Here is a 16,434-nt window from a genome sequence, read left to right on the forward strand (position 1 = left end):
CCTCAGCCGATCCGGATGACGATGACCTCGTCGTCGTCGACCTCGGCGACGCAGTCGTGGAGCAGGACGATCACGTCCCGGCCCGCGGCGCCGGCCTCGGCCGGGTCGAGGTCGATGCGGTCCTCGGCGAAGCGGTCGCGGAACTCGTCGTCGCCGAACGTGTCCGGGTCGAGGCTCGGCAGGAACTCACGGTGCTGCGGGGTCAGCAGCACCGTGAACCGGTCGTCGTCCTCGGGCACGTCGTCCAGCAGCCGGTCGTACTGCGAGGTGTGCAGCGTGACGCCGCGGTCGCCGAGCAGTTCCAGGACCGGCAGGATCACGTAGGCGGACCAGTCGAAGGACACGTCCAGGGGCGTGCCGAGCTTCTCCAGCACGGCCGCGGGGTCACGGGCGAACTCAGCGACGGACGTTGCCTTGAGGGAGTTGAAGGTGGCCACTGCCGACATGATCCTGACCGTACCGCAGCCGCGGATCCGTCCACGGCGCGGGCATCGCCGCCACGCCGGGCGGCACCGCCGGCGCGATGATCCTGCGGTGCAGCAGGACCGCGCCGACCAGCACGGCCGGCGCGGTCACCAGGTACAGCAGCGCGCCCGGCATCACGAAGATCTCCGGGATCGGCACCAGGACCAGGAACCGCAGTGACAGCACCGGCAGGATCAGCGCGATCAGACTCATGATCCCGAACCCGGTGACGTAGGCCCGGTGCCGCCACGCGAAGCCCAGCTGCTGCCGCACGCCGTGGACGCCGTGGTGGTGCATCGGCACGGCGAGGACCAGTACCCCGATGAGGAACCCGTTGAAGACCAGCCCGACGCCGAACGCGACGGCGAGGTTGAAGCCGGGCAGCAACAGCAACGGCAGGCAGATCAGCCAGCCGAGGTGCAGCACCAGCGTCACGATGACCGTCTGGCGCAGGCAGACGCCGGCGGCCCGCCACCACGACGGCGGGACCACGTCGGCGCCGCCGTTGCGCCGCATCACGCTGCGGGTCATGAACGGCAGGAAGAACGCGCCGAAGAACATCGTGATCGGCACCGTCAGCGCCGTCAGCAGCAGGTGGAACGCGGTCTCGGCGATGAACTTCATGACCCACCGCAGTGCCCAGCGCAGCCCCGACGGCCAGCTGGAGACGAACCCGAGCAGCCAGTCCACGGCAAGACCGATGAACGCCGAGACGCCCCGCTCCATGGCGAGCAGGCACAGGGCGGTGAGCGCGACCGGCAGCAGCGCCCAGAACCACAGCCGCGGCGACCGCACGAAGTACGCAGCGCCGCGCCAGAAGAACCCGAAGCCGATGAAGAACCGGCCGACGCTGCTCGCGGCGCGCTTCGCCCCGGCGACGGTGTGCCGGCTCGCGGTCCCGGCCGCGCCGGCGACCCGGATCGCGGCGGCCTGCGCCGCGGCCTGCGCGGCCTGGGCGGCCTGCGCGGCGACCTGGGCCGCCTGCCCGGCCTGCGCGGCGGCCCTGGCGAGGTGGTCGGCCCGCGTGCTGTCCCGCTCCGCCTGCACCGGGACGGCCGCCTGCGTGCCGGGCCCGAACGGCTGGACCGCCTGCACCGGCGGCGCCGGCGCCTGCGTCGGCGGCACGTAGGGCGCGGCGGGCGGCGCCGACGGTTCGCGGAGCTGTTCGTCCAAAACCTGACCTGCCTCTTCACCGTCGGCGGGGACGCGACAAGACGCAGAGCGTAACGACTCGCCACCCGCACGTCGAGCGCGATGGCTACCATGTGCCGCATGACGGGGGTCGAGACACATAAGTACATCGATGCAGCGGCGGCGCTGTCCGACGCCGGGCTCATCGCGCTGCGGCGCGACATCCACCGGCGGCCGGAGCTGGCCGGCGCGGAGGTGCGCACCGCCGCGCTCGTCGCCGACCGGCTGCGCGCCGCCGGGCTGGCCGTGCACACCGGCGTCGGCGGCCACGGCGTCGTCGGGGTCATCGACGGCCCGGATCCCGGCCCCGCACTGCTGTACCGCGCCGACATGGACGCCGTCGCCGGCGACGAGCGATACGTCTCCGGCTTCGCCTCGCAGGTGCCGGGCGCGGCGCACCTGTGCGGCCACGACCTGCACACCGCGATCGGCGTCGGCGTCGCGGAGACCCTGGCGCGGCTGCGGGACCGGCTCGCGGGCCGGGTCGTGTTCGTGTTCCAGCCGGCCGAGGAGACCCTCGAAGGCGCCCGGGCGATGATCGACGACGGTGTCCTGGACCGGTACCCGGCCCGGGAGGCGTACGCGCTGCACTGCGCGCCCCTCCCGGTCGGCGTCGTCGCCGCGCTGCCCGGCGCGGGGCTCCCCGGCCAGGACACCTGCCAGGTGGAATTCACCGGCCCGGGCGCGGCCGGCACCGCACGGCAGTTCCTCGACCGGGTCGGCGAGCTGGCCACGGTCACCAAGCCGCGATCCGCCGACGACTTCGCCGCGCTGGTGGCCGCCCTGCAGACACCGGACGGTCCCCTGGCCGGCTTCGTGTTCGCCGAGTCGCACCTCGCCCAGGACGGCGACCCGGTCGTCGCGGACGTCTGGCTGCGGGTATGGCCGGAGTCCCGCCACGCCGAGCTGCGTGACCGGCTGCGACAGCTGGCGGCGCAGGCCGGAGCCGTCGTCACGTTCCCCGGCCCGCCGTTCCCGGCGATGGTCTGCTCGACCGAGCTCAGCGAGGCGGCGGCCACCTACCTGCGCGACGTTCCCGGTGTCGCGGAGGTCATGACGGCGCGCGCCGCGTGGCCGTTCAACGGCGAGGACTTCGCGCTGTTCCTGCACCGGGTCCCCGGGGCCATGTTCTGGCTCGGCGTCGCCGACCCCGGGGCGGGCGTCAACGGCATCACGCACGCACCGGACTTCGCCGCCGACGAACGCGCCATTGGCGTCGGCGTGCGGGCCATGGCCGGCCTGCTCCTGCACCGCCTGCGCGCCGCCTGAGTACCTCGTTCGTGTGTACCGCTGACCGGCCGGAACTCCGTAGGGTCAGCGGGTGGTGACGAACGGCGCGGCAGGGCTCGGCATCGACTTCGGCACCTCCACCACTGTCGCGATGCTCACCGGCGCCGACGCGGTCGCCCGGCCGCTGCTGTTCGACGCCAGCCCGCTGCTGTCCTCGGCCGTGTTCGCCGCGCCCGGCGGGGACCTGCTCACGGGCGCCGATGCGGAGCGGGCCGCGGTCGCGTTCCCCGCCGCGTACGAGCCGAACCCGAAGCGCCGCATCGACGAGCGCACCGTCCTGCTCGGCGAGCGCGAGATCCCCGTCGTGGACCTGGTCGCGGCCGTCCTGCGCCGCGTCGGCACCGAGGCGGAGCGCTCCACCGGCGTACCCCCGCGGACCGTCGTGCTCACGCACCCGGCGACGTGGGGGCCGACCCGCGTCGCCGTGCTCGCCGAGGGAGCCGACCGGGCCGGGCTCGGCACCGTGCGGTTCGTGCCGGAGCCCGTCGCGGCGGCCGCGTACCTCACCCGCACCCTCGAGCAGGACCTGCCGCCGGGGCAGTGCCTGGTCGTCTACGACCTGGGCGCCGGCACGTTCGACGTCAGCGCCGTGCGAGCCACCGGCGCCGGCTTCGAGGTCGTCGCGTCGGCCGGGATCGCCGACGTCGGCGGCCTGGACCTCGACGCCGCCGTCGTCGGGCTGGCCCGCGACACCGTCGACGCCGGCCCCGCCGTGTGGCAGCGGCTCGACCGGCCGCAGACCCAGCCCGACCAGGAGGCCCGCCACCAGCTGTGGCACGGCGCCCGCGCGGTCAAGGAGCAGCTGTCCCGGCACGCCACCGGCGACCTGCGGATCCCGGTCGCCGCCGCCACGATCCACGTGACCAGGGAGGAGTTCGAGGCGCTGGCACTGCCGTACCTGCGCCGCACCGTCGACGTCACGCTGCGGACCCTCGCGGCGGCCCGGATCACCACCGACCAGATCGCCGGCCTGTTCCTCGTCGGCGGCGGCTCGAGGGTGCCGCTCGCCGCGACCCTGCTGCACCGGGCGACGCAGATCGCGCCGAGCGTCCTGGACCATCCGGAGCTGGTGGTCGCCGCCGGCAGCCTGCACGTCGAGCCGGCGCCGCTCATCCCCGGGCAGCGCCCGCCGGGCCTGCCGCTGCCGGCGTCGCCGGACGATCCGCTGACGTCGGTGCTGGCGATGCTCGAACCGCTGCCACCGGGCCTGGCGCTGCCGGGGCCGCGGCCGCCGCAGGACGCGGCGCTGCCGTTCGATCCGCTGCCGCCGGCGTCCGAACCCGCCTGGGCGGGCGAGCCGGTCCTCGATCCCGTGCCGGTCGCCCCGCCCACCCTCGCGGACCGGGTCCGCGACGCCGGGGTGTGGGCGGTGCTCGCGGTGCTCGTCGCCGGGATCGCCGCCGTCGCCGTGGTGGCCCTCGCCGTCGCCGTCCGGGCAGTCGGGGAAGTCGGGGCAGCCGGCGGGGCGGCAGCCGTCGCTCGGCCCCGCCCTCGGCCTGGGCGCCGCCACCGAACTGCCGGGCCACGGCGGCGCGATCCTCGCCCTCGCCTTCGCCCCCGACAGCGCGACGCTGCTGTCCGGCGGCGGCGACTCCTCCGTCAGGCTGTGGGACGTCGCCACCCACGCCGAGCGCGGCGCCCCGCTGACCGGGCACGCCAACCCGGTGCGCGCGGTGCGGTTCAGCCCCGACGGCGCGACGTTCGCGACCGGCGGCTACGAGTGCGGCCGCAGATGGCGTACCGACACCGCGGCGCAGACAGGAGCGCCGACGGCCGTGCCGGTCACCACCGGTGCGGTGCGCCGGACCGCGGGGATCGCGGACATCGCGTACAGCGGCGGGACCCCGATCGCGGTCGGCTTCGCCGGCGGGACCTTCCGGTTGTGGGACCTCGCCGCGGGCAGCGAACTCGGTGCCCTGCCCGCTCCGCCCGCCTCCCCGTCACCCGCGTCCTCCCCGGGGACCTCCTCCGCCGATGCCGTGCTCGACCCCGATGGGCGGTGGGCCGCGTTCGACCGTGACCGCGTCGTCGAGGTGCACGCCGTCGCGGACCGTGCGCCCGTCGCGGCCCTCGCCACCAGCCCCGCCACCCGGCTCGCGTTCAGCCCGGACGGCCGCACGCTCGCCGTGGCCGCCCTCGCCGACGGCGCCGTCCTCGTCGAGTTCTGGGACCCGGCCACGGCCACGATCGCCGGCACCGCACGCGACCTCGGGCACACCGCGAAGATCACATCCATGGTGTACGACCAGCGCGCCGCCCTCCTGGCCACCGGCGACGCCGCGGGCCGCGTCGTCCTGCTCGACGCCGCGGCCCGCCGGCCGATCGCGGCCACCGGCCCTACCGGCGCCCCGATCCAGTCGCTCGCGTTCAGTCCGGACGGCGCGTGGCTCGCCACCGGCGACAGCCGCGGCATGATCCGCCTCCACCCGGTCCGCCGCTGAACGCTGATAGGTTGCAGCCGTGGAAGGCTGGGACGTGGCGCCGCCGGACCGGTACGACGAGCTGTGGGCACCGTTCATCGCCCGCTACGGCTTCGTGCCCGGTGCCGTGCCGGCGATCGACGAGCCGACGCCGTCGGTGACGTTCGACCTGTCCGGCTTCTTCACCGCGGCCGAGCAGTCCGCGTTCACCGCCACCGAACGCGCCGTCAACGCCCTCGCCCTGCTGGCCATGACCCGGGTCTTCGGCCCGGACGAGCGCGTCGTCGCCCTGGACTGGGAGCACGACTGCCACTGGTTCCACCCCCACGTGCAGGCGGTGTCCGCCGAGCCGTTGTGGCGCCTGGTCGTGCCCAACGGCGACTACTACGCGTTCGTCAGCGAGGACGCCTCGACGGGCACCTTCGGCCACCCGTGGGAGCAGACGCTGTGCGTCTTCGGCCGGCCCATGCTCGACGCCCTCGCCCCGCTGCTCGCCCCGCTCCTGCCGATCATCCGCGACCACCGCTGACCCCCGGCCCCGTGGTCGCCGCGCAGCGTGCGCCGTCGACACGACCGTCCGGCGCTCCTGGCGCCGTACCCTGTGCGGATGCGGCCGGTGCTGTTCCTCGACGTCGACGGTCCGCTGATCCCGTTCGGCGGGCCTGGCTACGGGCCGCCCGCGACGGCGCGGATCCGGCAGGCGGCCCGGGCCAACCCGTTGCTGGAGCGCCTCGACCCGCGCCATGGCGCCTGGCTGGCGGCGCTGCCGTGCGACCTGGTCTGGGCCACCACCTGGGGTGCCGACGCCAACGAGGTCATCGCCCCGCTGCTGGGCCTGCCCGAGCTGCCGGTGGTCGACTGGCCGGACGGCGACGAGACCGGCCCCGTGCACTGGAAGACGCGCGGCCTCGTGGCGTGGGCCGCCGGCCGGCCGTTCGTCTGGGTCGACGACGAGATCGCCGCCGCCGATCGCGACTGGGTCGGCGCGCACCACCCCGGCCCGGCACTGCTGCACGCCGTCGACCGCCGCTGCGGTCTCACCCACGACGACGTCACCACCATCGCCGCCTGGCTCGGGCGTCCCGCCCGGTCCGCGGCCGGTACGTAGGCTGCATCGATGGATCTGGAGAGCATGCGGGCCCGGGCCGTTGCCATCGCCGAGCAGTACGACCGGCACAACATCGCCGCCGGCCGCGGCGCGCGGAGCACCGGGGACCTGGCGCTGGGATTCGTCGGCGACGTCGGCGACCTGGCGAAGCTGGTGATGGCGGTCGACGGCCGGCGCGAGATCCCGGACGCCCGGGATCGCCTCGGCCACGAGCTCGCGGACTGCCTGTGGTCGGTGCTCGTGCTCGCGGACCGCTACGGCGTGGACCTGCCCGCGGAGTTCGCCACCATGACCGACGGCATCGAGCACCACCTGAGCCGGTCGTAGGCTGTCCATGGACGCGGCCATCAGGCGAGCGGCCGACACCGGCGCCCACCTGCTGGATCTGTCCGGTCAGGGGCTGACCCGGCTGCCCGTCTCCATCGGGATGCTGGTCTCGCTCGACGTGCTGTATCTGCAGGGCAACGCACTGACCGCGCTGCCGGATGAGATCTGCCGGCTCCGCGGCCTGTCCGTGCTCTACCTGAACGACAACCAGCTGGTGGAGCTCCCGCCGAGCATCGGTGACCTGCACGAGCTGGAGCGGCTCGACGTCAGCGGCAACCGGCTCACCGCGCTGCCCTCCACGGTCGGTGGGTTGTCGGCGCTGCGTGAGCTGGAGCTGCGCGGCAACCGTCTCCGAGAGCTTCCCGACCGGATCGGTGACCTGAGCCGGCTCGAACTGCTCGACGTCGGCCAGAACCGGCTGGCGTCGCTGCCCTCACGGATCGGCGACCTGGTCTCGCTGCGGGAGCTGACGCTGCACGGCAACCGGCTGACCTCGCTCCCGCCGGAGCTCGGCCGCCTCACCGGCCTGACCCACCTGCGCCTCGGCGACAACGGCCTGCTCGCGCTGCCGGCCGAGATGGCCGCGCTGACCGACCTGGTCGAGCTGACCGGCCTGCACGACGAGCCGCTGATGAGCGCCGAGTTCCTGGCCGGCAACGACGGCTACTGGCTCGCCGGCGCCCAGCAGATCCTGGCCGCCTACTTCACCGGCGGCGGGTTCAGCGCTGCTGGATGAGCGTCACGGGGTTGCCGGCCGGGTCGGTGACCTGTGCCTTGACGACCCAGCCGTTGTCGGTGGGCGGCATCGTGACCGTGCCACCCAGCGCCACGGCCCGCTCGACCGCGGCGTCGAGGTCGGCCACGGCCACCCCGACGGTCACCGACGGCGCGTCACCGTCGACGAGCGCCCCGCGCAGCCCGCCCTCGCCGGTGGTGACCTGCGCGTAGCCCGGCCCGCGAGGGGTGACCTGCCAGCCGAACAGCTCGGCGTAGAAGCGGTGCTGCTCGCTCTCCGGCGCGGCACCGTGGATGTCGAAATGCACGATCGGACTGCTCATCGGGTCTCCTTCGAATCCGGCCGGGAAGCCCCGCAACCAGGCAGCGAGGTCCGCCACGCGGGCCCGGTCCGTGCGATACCACCGGAACGTGCCCTCCTTGTGCAGCACCACCAGCCCGCACTTGCGCAGCACCTTGAGATGCTCCGACACGCTGGCCGCGGCGAGCCCCGACGCGGACGCGAGCGCCCCGGCCGGCTGCCGCTCGTGCCAGCAGTGCCGCAGGATCTCCCGCCGCGCCGGATGGGAGAACGCCCGCAGCAACTCATCGGCCTCGTCCTCACCCACCGCCACGCTCCGACTATTTCGCCTCAACCCGAAATAGTCAAGACGAGCCAGGTCACCCGGGTCGGTCGTAGTTGCGCAGCGGCAGGTGTCGCGGTTTTGAGCGGGCGGTGGCGGGGGTACCGCGGAGGGTATGGCCGAATACGAGGCGAACGAGGCGGCGGTGCTGTACGTGCGCAAGCTCATCGACGCGCGCCAGTACGTGCTGGACAGCGACTGGGGTGCGGTGCAGCCGAAGGCCGAGCAGCAGAACGCGTACCTGGAGCGGCACTCCTGGGAGGAGTACGCCAGGTGGCACCTCGGGCTGACCGTCGGTGCCACCGACGAGACGAAGGCGCGGTACGCGTTCGTCTGCGGCGACCTGCGCCGGGTGCACCGCAGCGGGCTGATCGCCTGCGTCTACCGGGCGTCGGAGTGGCGGCACAAGGCGGTCGAGCTGGCCGCGCACGACCTGCTGCAGCAGCTCGACGACGTCGCGGGCATCGCCGTGCGGTAGGGGAGCCGGGCGGTCAGCGGTCGGGCGGGCGGACGAACGCGACGACCGCCTCCGTGCGGGGCAGGGCCTGCAGGTGGACGGAGACGCCGGTGTGGCCGGCGTTCACGACCTGGCCGTCGCCGATGTAGAGCATGACGTGGCCGCCGTTGTTGGTGAACACCAGGTCGCCGGCCTCCAGCTGGTCGCGCGTGACGCGCTGTCCGACTTTGATCTGGTCGTACGTGATCCGCGGCAGCTGCAGTCCGGCCGCCTGCCAGGCTCGCATGACCAGCCCCGAGCAGTCGAACGTCTCGGGTCCGGCGGTCGCGAACTTGTAGGGCTTGCCGACCTGCGCCTTCGCGTAGGCGACGGCGGTGGCCACGCGCGTGGCCCTGGTCGACCCGGTGATCGTCAGGCTCTGACCGATCCGGATCAGCGTCGAGGTGCCCAGGTTGTTCAGGCGCTGCAGCTCCGAGACCGTGGTGCCGTTGCGCCGGGCCAGCCCCCAGAGCGTGTCGCCGGCCTGCACGGTCACCGACTGCAGCGGCGCGGCGGGCGGGACGGGATTCGCCTGCGTGACCGTCGCCGGGGCGAGGGCGGCGACGGTCGCGACGAGCGCGGTTGATGCCTTGAGCCAAGCTGAAGCCATGAACGGAACATAGCGAGCAATACTCCGATAAGTCCGTCTTATCCGAATATTCGCATTACCGCACGCCGCGCTCGAAGCGGTGGAACGCCGCCCAGCAGCCGGCGAGGATCACGGCGAACGCGGGCAGCCACAGCACCCGTGCCAGCATCCACCCCGGCGTGTCGGGGAGGGTGTGCAACCCGGGCCGGGTGCCGTCCACCACGAGCGTGACGGTGATCATGGCGGTCTGATGCCAGAGGAACACGGTCATCGCGGACAGGTTCAGCAGCGCGACGCCGGCCCACGCGACCGGGCGCGCCAGCAGCGCCCGCAGCGGACCGAGCAGCAGCAGCGCCAGCCCGCACTGCGCCAGGCCGAACGTGACCGCCGCCAGGGTCGGCGGGTTGAGGTTGGAGATGCCCTCGCCCGGCACGCCGACCATCGACGCCGGGTAGCCGAACCAGCGGATCAGCACCACGGTCGCGACGCCCCCGGCCAGCAGCAGCTGCCAGCCGGTCCGGCGCAGGTCCAAGGTGCCGCGCGACCAGGCGATGCCGAGGCAGAACGGCACCAGCCACCCCGCGGCCAGGTTGATCCAGCCGAGCCACGCGGGGGCCAGGGGGCCGAAACGCAGCACGTCCACCGCGATCACCACGCTCAGCGGCCACTGCCAGTGCAGCCGGGACACCAGCGGCGTCGCGGCGGTCAGCGCGGCGAAGACCAGCAGGAACCACAGCGGCGACAGGACCAGCTTCACCAGCGTGTGCACCGTCCGGTCGGTCGCGCCGGTGGCCAGCAGCCCGGCCACGACCAGCGCCCACACGCCCAGCAGCGGCGGCACCGGCCGCAGCAGGCGGGTCAGCCGCGCCGCCAGCCACCGGCGGTACGGCAGCGTCCGCGGGCGGCCCGCGGTGTAGCCGCCGACCAGGAAGAACACGGCCAGGGTCTGGAACAGCCACGACACCGGCGCCAGCTCCGGCTGGAAGCGCAGCGGGCTGGCCCCGCGCACCGTGTCACCGTCGGTGACCAGGGCGGTGACCAGCCAGTGGCCGAGGACGACGCCGCCGATCGCGAGGGCGCGCAGCCCGTCGACGGCTCGGTCACGGGTCGGCGGGGTCGCGTCCGCCACGCGAGTGGCAAGGGCATGCAGGGCCATGGATCGACGGTACGAACCACCACCCTGTACCGTCGTCACGCTGCGGGATCATCCTGCAGTAGCTCCCCGGTACTACATCCCCGGACGGTTTCCGGTATCAAGGTGGTCATGAATCGTCTCTGGTGGTGGTGCGGCGGCGTGGCCGGCGTGCTCGTCGTGGTGGTCGGTTATCTCGTCGCGACGGGGTTCCCGGGCCGGTCCGACGCGCTCGCCGCCCGGCAGCCCGGCACGTGCACGCTGCTCACCGGGGGGCCGGAGGGCACGACCGCGGGCAACTCGCCCTACGGTGCGGTCACCTCCTGCATGATGCTGGGCCGGCGCACCACCCTGGCCGGCGACCCGGACGGCACCGTGTTCGTGGTGCTGGAGACCGACCGCGGGCCGGTCGCGCTGCGCGTCGAGTACACCGGCGGCGGCGACGCGTACACCGCCGACGCGATCGAGATCCCGCCCTACCTGGCGCCGGGCATCTCCGCCGATCTCGGCAACCGCATCAAGGACGGCATCAACCAGCGCGGCGGGCAGCGCGCCGAGCCGTGGCGGGTGCACCCCACCATCGGCTGAGCCGGCCACACCCGTGCGAGGGTGGGCTCATGGACAACGCACCACCGAGCATGACCAGGCTGCTGCACCCGCACGTCGCGCCGCAGCCGGGCGGCACGCCGCTCGTCACCCCGATCCACCAGACCAGCACCTACGAGCTTCCCCGCACCGCGGAGGCGGCGCAGATCGCGGCCGCAGTGGCGCCCGGCGGCTACTACACCCGCTACGGCTCACCCAACGCCCGCGAGGCCGAGGCGATGCTCGCCGATCTCGACGGCGCCGAGGCCGCGCTGCTGGTGGGCAGCGGCATGGCGGCGGTCAGCGCCGCGTTGCTGTCCACCGTCGCGGCCGGCGATGACGTCCTCGCCCAGCGCAGCCACTACACCGGGACGCTGACGCTGCTGGGCACGATGCTGCCGGCGTTCGGCGTCGGCGTGCGGCTGGTGCCGCAGGAGGACCTCGCCGCCGCGGTGCGCCCCTCGACCCGGGTCGTCTACGTGGAGACGCCCAGCAATCCGACCATGACGCTGACGGACCTCGCGGCGGTGCGAGCCGCCGCACCCGACGCCGTCATCATCGCCGACAACACCTTTGCCACCCCGTACAACACCCGCCCCCTGGAATTCGGCGTCGACCTGGTCGTCCAGTCGGCCACGAAATACCTCAACGGGCACAGCGACGTCACCGCCGGCGTCGTCACGGGCTCCGCGGCGCTGGTCGCGAAGGCGTGGGAGACCGCGCGGGTGCTCGGGCCGGTCTGCCATCCGTTCGAGGCGTGGCTGCTCGCGCGGGGGCTCAAGACGTTCCCGTTGCGGATGGCCCGGCACAACGCGTCGGGCCTCGCCGTCGCCGAGTTCCTGGCCGCCCATCCCGCCGTGCGCGCGGTGCACCACCCGGGCCTGCCCGGCCATCCGCAGCACGACCTGGCCGTGCGGCAGATGCGCGGGTTCGGCGGGATGCTCGCCTTCACCGTCGCCGACGCGGAGTCCGCGGTACGGGTGCTGCGCGCCACCCGCCTGTGCCGCAACGCGGTGAGCCTCGGCGGCCCCGAGACGCTCATCACCCACCCGGCGTCACTGGTGTTCGCGCACCAGAGCCCCGAAGAGCTCTCGGCGTCCGGGGTCGACCCGGCGATGCTGCGGCTGTCGGTCGGACTCGAGGAGCCGCAGGACATCCTCGCCGACCTCGCCGAGGCGCTGTCCACAGTGGACCGGTGATCCAACTGGCAACCGGTGGCAAACGGTTGTCGACGCGAAGAACGCGCTGCTAGCGTCGGGTTTCATCCCCATTGGAGATGCTCGATTCCACCGCCAAGGAGTTGCTATGAGCATCAGGTCCATGGTGCCCCGTGCCCGGATCCGTCCGGGCACGCGCATCCTCGTCGTCGCCGTCACGGCGGCGGTCCTGGCCACCCTCGGAGGGCTCGGCACCGCCGTCGCGGCGGACGACCCGCCCCGCACCCAGTACCACGAGATGCACGCCAACTGCACCGTCACCCACCGGCTCGGCGACGACCCCATCGTGTTCCCGGGGCTCGCCGGTGCCTCCCACAACCACTCGTTCATCGGCAACCCCGCCACCAACGCCAACTCCACACCGGCGTCGCTGGTCGGAGGCGCCACCTCCTGCGAGGACACGAAGGACGCGTCCGGGTACTGGTTCCCGACGCTGCTGCAGAACGGCAACCCGGTGCTGCCGGACCTGCCGACCGTCTACTACAAGTCCGACGTCAAGGACTACCGCACCGTCAAACCGTTCCCGGCTGGCTTCAAGCTGCTCGTCGGCGACGCCCGCACCCCCGACGCCGCGCACTTCACCGGCAACTGGCAGTGCCCCGGCTACAAGGGCAGCGAGATCCCCGCGTCCTGCCCGTCGGGCTCGTCGCTGGTCGTCCGGATGAAGGCCCCGAGCTGCTGGGACGGCGTACACCTGGACACCGCCGACCACAAGTCGCACATGGCGTGGCCGGTCAGCGGGGTGTGCCCGGCCTCGCACCCGGTGCCGCTGCCGATGCTGGAGATCAAGCTGCCCTACAAGCTGCCCGGCGGCAACACGTCGAACCTGGCGTACTCCTCCGGGGCGAGCTACACGTTCCACTACGACTTCATGAACGGGTGGGACGCGGCCCGGCAGGCGTACCTCGTGAGCTACTGCATCAACGGCGGCCGGCAGTGCAACGGATACGGACAGGGGTGATGTGAGACCGGCCCGGAAGCCGTCCGCCAGCTGGCTTCCGGGCCCCGACCCGCGGCATGATCTGCCGCGATGAATATCCGGGGGATCATCGCGCTCGTGTTTGCGCTCGCGGTGCTGGTCCCGGCGGCGCCCGTGTTCGCGGACTTCGCCGACCCGGCGGGCGCCTGGCACGTCACCGAGCTACGCCGGATCGGAGCGTCGCAGCACCCACGCCGCCGTCGTCATCGCCTCCCACGGCGACGGCTTCCCGATGCTGAGCACGCTCGGCTCGCTGCCCGGCGTGCTCAGCATCGCCGCGACCGCCCGCAGCGACAAGCTCGCCGGCGGCTCGCCCGGCCTCAGCCTGGACCTGGTCGCCCCGGGCGACAAGCTCGTGGTGCCCACCAAGCTGAGCCTCGGCGACGAGTACGTCGAAACCGGCGGCACCGACCTCGCCCCGGCCGTCGTCGGCGGCGTCGCTGCCCTGGTCCGCGCCAGGTATCCGGCGCTGCCCGCGCAGGACGTCGTGCGCCGCCTCACCGCGGGCTCCCGCACCCACAGCCTCGACCGCGGCTGGGGCGCGGCCGACTCGGTCGCGGTGGTACTGGCAGCGCGCCGCCGCTGAGACGGCGTCACCCTGAAGCGGAAACGCTGAGCGTCGCGGGCGGGTCAGGCGAGGGCGGCCACCGTCTTGGGCAGGGTGGCCTTGCCCACGTCGCCGAGACGGGTCTGCAGGTCCTTGATCTGGGCGTCGGAGAACTTGCCGGTGCTGTCGGCGCTGGCGACCAGGGTCATGTTGAGGACCAGGTTGGACTCGACGCTGATGAACGTGGCGGACAGGGCGCCCGGCTGTTGCTTGTCGACGTAGGTGAAGGCCTGCTCGCCGACGCCCTTGACCTCGGTGACAGGGCCGTTGAGGCGGGCGGAGTCGAGCATCTGCTTGGCGACGGCGGCGCCGGTGGACAGGTCCGCGTACACGGTGGCGATGCACACCACCGACGCGGTCGAGATGGCGGAGCCCGCCCTGTGCATGCGGCTGATCGTGCAGGAGGCGGTGCCGGCGAACGTGTTGAGGTTGCGCGAGGGGGTCGGGTCGCCGGCCGGCTGCTCGTACGGGCCGTTGATCGGGCCCATGTCGACCGTGCCGCAGATGTTCTCGGGCAGCTTCGTCAGCTGGAAGCGGCCCGGTCCGCTGGACGTGCGGGCCGCGCCCGACGTGCCCGAGCCGTTCGCGCCGCCGGGCTTGTTGCCGCCGCTGAGCAGCAGGTAGGCACCGACGGCGGCGCCGCCGACGAGCACCACGACCAGCGTCAGGACGACGGCCACCGTGATCCCGGCGCCGCCTCCCCGCCGCGGCGCCGGTGGTGGGGCGGGGTCCAGCCGGGTGCGGCCGGGCGGCCGGGCGCCGGGGAGCGGGCCGCCGCCGGGCATCGCCGAGACCGGCGTCGGGCCGTACGGGGCGGCGGACACGGGCATCGGCGCGGCGCGGAGCCCGCCGGCGACGGTCGAGTCGGGGATCGCGGCGGCGGGCATCCCGCCGGTGTACGCGCCGGTGTCGTAGATCCCGGCCGGCGGGCCGGAGAACGGCGTCCCCGACACCGGCGCACCGGACTGCGGGCGTCCAGGCGGGTAGGCGCCGGGCGGCCCGGGTACGGGCGAGCCCGGCGCGGCCGGACCGTACGGGGACTGCGGCGACGCCGGGCTGTATGCGGGCCGCCCGCCCGAGACGATCATGGGCGAGGTCGGCGGGCCCGAAGCGGGCGTCCCGGAGACCGGAGCCCCGGCGGCCGCGCCGCTCGCGTACAGGGCGCCCTCAGCGACGACCAGCTCCGGCTGCTCGGCGACGACCGGCGCGATCCCTAGCGACTCGTGCAGCATCGTCGCGACGAGCGGGATCCGGCTGGACCCGCCGACGAGGAACAACCCGGCGATCGCCGACGGTGGCACGGCCGCCTCGGTGAGCAGCGACCGGGTCATCGAGATCGTCTGGCGCAGGACCGGACGGGCGAGACCCTCCAGCTGCTCCCGGCCGAGCGGCACCTCCTTGCCCAGCGCGGGGACCATGACGACGGTGCCGCTGGCCCGCGACAGCATCTCCTTCGCGGAGCGCACGTCGTCCCACAGCTGCCGCCGGGTGGTCGCGTCGGTCCACAGCGTGCCGTACGTCGCCTCCAGGAACGCGACCACGGTGGCGTCGACGTCCAGGCCGCCGACGTCGTTGAGCCCGTCGGAGGCGACCGGCTCGAAGCCGTGCGGGGCCCGGCGCAGCACGGTGACGTCGCAGGTGCCGGCGCCCAGGTCGTACACCACGACGCAGGCACCGACGGGAAGCTCGGCGCCGCGGGTCGAGGCGAGGTAGGTGGCCGCGGCGACGGGCTCGCCGACCAGGTCGACGTCGGCGAACCCGGCCTGCCGGGCCGCCTCGACGAGCACGGCCCGCCGGCCGGTGCCCCAGTTCGCGGGGTGGGTCAGGGTGACGGCGCCGACCGGGCCGGCGACCCGGGCCGCCTCGGTGGCCACGCGCCGCAGGACGGCCACGATCAGGTCCCGCACCCCGACCTCGGTGTCGCCGAGCAGGACGCTGGTGTCGTCGATGCGGCGCTTCGGGTTGGGCTCGAGACGTTCCGGGGCGCTGCGGGCCAGGTGCGCGGCGTCGCGGCCGGTGTGCAGGCGCCCGTCGGGGCCGAGCAGGACCGCGGAGGACAGCAGCGGCGAGCCGTCGAACAGCAGCGGCTGGACCCGCCCGTCGGGACGGCGCAGCATCGCGATCGTCGTGGACGTGCCGAAGTCGACGCCGAGCCGAAAACCTGTCACGGTCGGCGAGCCTAGCCCTACCAGCCCAGAGTTCCCGGACCGCCCTTGATGGGGCCCGTGATGTCGCTGGTGAGCCAGCCGCCGTAGAAATCGCCGGGCTGGGCGGTGACCGTCTCGCCGTCCACCGTGCACTCGTCGAACTTCGACGGGTAGAAGGCGAGCAGGCCACGCAGCGCCTCGTAGCCCGGGGCGGGGTCCTCGTAGGACCACGCGGCGTCGGGGACGCCGGCGACGTCCCAGTAGGTGGCGACGCCCTTGTACTCACAGAACGTCCGGCGCGAAGCCGGGCGCAGCGTGGCGGCGACGTCGGCGGGCGGCAGGTAGTAGACCGGCGGGTGCGACGTCTCCAGGACCCGCGCCGCCCGCCGGGTGTCGGCGACGGTCTGCCCCGCGTGGCGGATCACGACGTGCCGGGTCGCCGGCTCCACCCTGGGCGGCGGCGGATAGTCCCACACCGACTCGGTCATGCCACCCAGCCTAGGCGGAGCGTGGCGGCGTGGAC

General features: G+C 73.8%; 18 protein-coding genes and 2 pseudogenes. 13 read left to right on the forward strand and 7 right to left on the reverse strand.

Annotated features, from left to right (window positions below; translation table 11 throughout):
* Positions 1 to 2: 2 nt before the first annotated feature.
* Positions 3 to 446: a hypothetical protein gene (locus tag OHA72_RS33215; RefSeq protein WP_326999980.1), complete on the reverse strand. Its 444-nt coding sequence runs from the start codon at positions 444 to 446 to the stop codon at positions 3 to 5.
* Positions 397 to 1,638, reverse strand: a complete 1,242-nt coding sequence (locus OHA72_RS33220) for an EI24 domain-containing protein (protein ID WP_326999981.1) — start codon at positions 1,636 to 1,638, stop codon at positions 397 to 399. Before OHA72_RS33220 ends, OHA72_RS33215 begins: the two co-directional genes overlap by 50 nt.
* Positions 1,639 to 1,851: 213 nt before the next feature.
* Here OHA72_RS33220 and OHA72_RS33225 point away from each other — a divergent pair, with 213 nt between their 5' ends.
* The 8 genes and pseudogenes from OHA72_RS33225 (at position 1,852) to OHA72_RS33255 (ending at position 7,537) form a co-directional block, all read left to right on the forward strand.
* Complete coding sequence (locus tag OHA72_RS33225; RefSeq protein WP_326999982.1) at positions 1,852 to 2,925, forward strand: M20 metallopeptidase family protein; 1,074 nt, start codon at positions 1,852 to 1,854, stop codon at positions 2,923 to 2,925.
* A 112-nt stretch (positions 2,926 to 3,037) separates the two neighbouring features.
* Positions 3,038 to 3,973: pseudogene (locus OHA72_RS33230) on the forward strand (Hsp70 family protein); the annotation flags it as partial.
* Between the two features lie 508 nt (positions 3,974 to 4,481).
* Positions 4,482 to 4,631 (forward strand): annotated as a pseudogene (locus tag OHA72_RS64975) (WD40 repeat domain-containing protein); the annotation flags it as partial.
* Positions 4,632 to 4,925: 294 nt separating this feature from the next.
* The gene (locus tag OHA72_RS33235) at positions 4,926 to 5,387 is read left to right on the forward strand and encodes a WD40 repeat domain-containing protein (protein ID WP_327011722.1); all 462 of its coding nucleotides are present in this window, start codon (positions 4,926 to 4,928) and stop codon (positions 5,385 to 5,387) included.
* Between the two features lie 19 nt (positions 5,388 to 5,406).
* Positions 5,407 to 5,895, forward strand: coding sequence for a DUF2716 domain-containing protein (locus OHA72_RS33240; protein WP_326999983.1), 489 nt, complete (start codon positions 5,407 to 5,409; stop codon positions 5,893 to 5,895).
* A 78-nt stretch (positions 5,896 to 5,973) separates the two neighbouring features.
* Entirely contained in the window at positions 5,974 to 6,474 is a 501-nt protein-coding gene (locus OHA72_RS33245; RefSeq protein WP_326999984.1) for an HAD domain-containing protein, read from the forward strand.
* A 9-nt stretch (positions 6,475 to 6,483) separates the two neighbouring features.
* A complete protein-coding gene (locus OHA72_RS33250) occupies positions 6,484 to 6,801 on the forward strand; it encodes a nucleoside triphosphate pyrophosphohydrolase family protein (RefSeq protein WP_326999985.1) in 318 nt (105 codons plus the stop codon).
* 7 nt (positions 6,802 to 6,808) lie between these two features.
* Positions 6,809 to 7,537, forward strand: a complete 729-nt coding sequence (locus OHA72_RS33255) for a leucine-rich repeat domain-containing protein (protein ID WP_326999986.1) — start codon at positions 6,809 to 6,811, stop codon at positions 7,535 to 7,537.
* On the opposite strand, the gene OHA72_RS33260 is transcribed toward OHA72_RS33255, so the two are convergent.
* Positions 7,521 to 8,150: a metalloregulator ArsR/SmtB family transcription factor gene (locus OHA72_RS33260; RefSeq protein WP_326999987.1), complete on the reverse strand. Its 630-nt coding sequence runs from the start codon at positions 8,148 to 8,150 to the stop codon at positions 7,521 to 7,523. The two genes, OHA72_RS33255 and OHA72_RS33260, sit on opposite strands and share 17 nt — an antisense overlap.
* A 124-nt stretch (positions 8,151 to 8,274) precedes the next feature.
* Between OHA72_RS33260 and OHA72_RS33265 the strand changes: the two genes are divergently transcribed.
* Positions 8,275 to 8,637 (forward strand): hypothetical protein, encoded by a 363-nt coding sequence (locus OHA72_RS33265; protein WP_326999988.1) that lies wholly within the window; start codon positions 8,275 to 8,277, stop codon positions 8,635 to 8,637.
* A 13-nt stretch (positions 8,638 to 8,650) separates the two neighbouring features.
* On the opposite strand, the gene OHA72_RS33270 is transcribed toward OHA72_RS33265, so the two are convergent.
* Complete coding sequence (locus tag OHA72_RS33270; protein ID WP_326999989.1) at positions 8,651 to 9,265, reverse strand: C40 family peptidase; 615 nt, start codon at positions 9,263 to 9,265, stop codon at positions 8,651 to 8,653.
* A gap of 55 nt (positions 9,266 to 9,320) precedes the next feature.
* Positions 9,321 to 10,400, reverse strand: coding sequence for an acyltransferase family protein (locus tag OHA72_RS33275; protein ID WP_326999990.1), 1,080 nt, complete (start codon positions 10,398 to 10,400; stop codon positions 9,321 to 9,323).
* Between the two features lie 108 nt (positions 10,401 to 10,508).
* Here OHA72_RS33275 and OHA72_RS33280 point away from each other — a divergent pair, with 108 nt between their 5' ends.
* The 4 genes from OHA72_RS33280 to OHA72_RS33295 all read left to right on the forward strand — a co-directional run bounded on the left by OHA72_RS33280 (position 10,509) and on the right by OHA72_RS33295 (position 13,743).
* Positions 10,509 to 10,964, forward strand: a complete 456-nt coding sequence (locus OHA72_RS33280; RefSeq protein WP_326999991.1) for a hypothetical protein — start codon at positions 10,509 to 10,511, stop codon at positions 10,962 to 10,964.
* Positions 10,965 to 10,993: 29 nt separating this feature from the next.
* A complete protein-coding gene (locus OHA72_RS33285; RefSeq protein WP_326999992.1) occupies positions 10,994 to 12,160 on the forward strand; it encodes a trans-sulfuration enzyme family protein in 1,167 nt (388 codons plus the stop codon).
* Between the two features lie 106 nt (positions 12,161 to 12,266).
* Positions 12,267 to 13,139, forward strand: coding sequence for a DUF1996 domain-containing protein (locus OHA72_RS33290; RefSeq protein WP_326999993.1), 873 nt, complete (start codon positions 12,267 to 12,269; stop codon positions 13,137 to 13,139).
* Positions 13,140 to 13,389: 250 nt separating this feature from the next.
* The gene (locus OHA72_RS33295; RefSeq protein WP_326999994.1) at positions 13,390 to 13,743 is read left to right on the forward strand and encodes a S8 family serine peptidase; all 354 of its coding nucleotides are present in this window, start codon (positions 13,390 to 13,392) and stop codon (positions 13,741 to 13,743) included.
* 44 nt (positions 13,744 to 13,787) lie between these two features.
* Here OHA72_RS33295 and OHA72_RS33300 read toward each other — a convergent pair whose 3' ends face one another.
* Positions 13,788 to 15,932, reverse strand: a complete 2,145-nt coding sequence (locus OHA72_RS33300) for an Hsp70 family protein (RefSeq protein WP_326999995.1) — start codon at positions 15,930 to 15,932, stop codon at positions 13,788 to 13,790.
* Between the two features lie 17 nt (positions 15,933 to 15,949).
* Positions 15,950 to 16,399: a DUF427 domain-containing protein gene (locus OHA72_RS33305; protein ID WP_326999996.1), complete on the reverse strand. Its 450-nt coding sequence runs from the start codon at positions 16,397 to 16,399 to the stop codon at positions 15,950 to 15,952.
* Between the last annotated feature and the right edge of the window lie 35 nt (positions 16,400 to 16,434).

This window comes from Dactylosporangium sp. NBC_01737 (assembly GCF_035963215.1).
In the GTDB taxonomy this organism is placed as follows: Bacteria; Actinomycetota; Actinomycetes; order Mycobacteriales; family Micromonosporaceae; genus Dactylosporangium.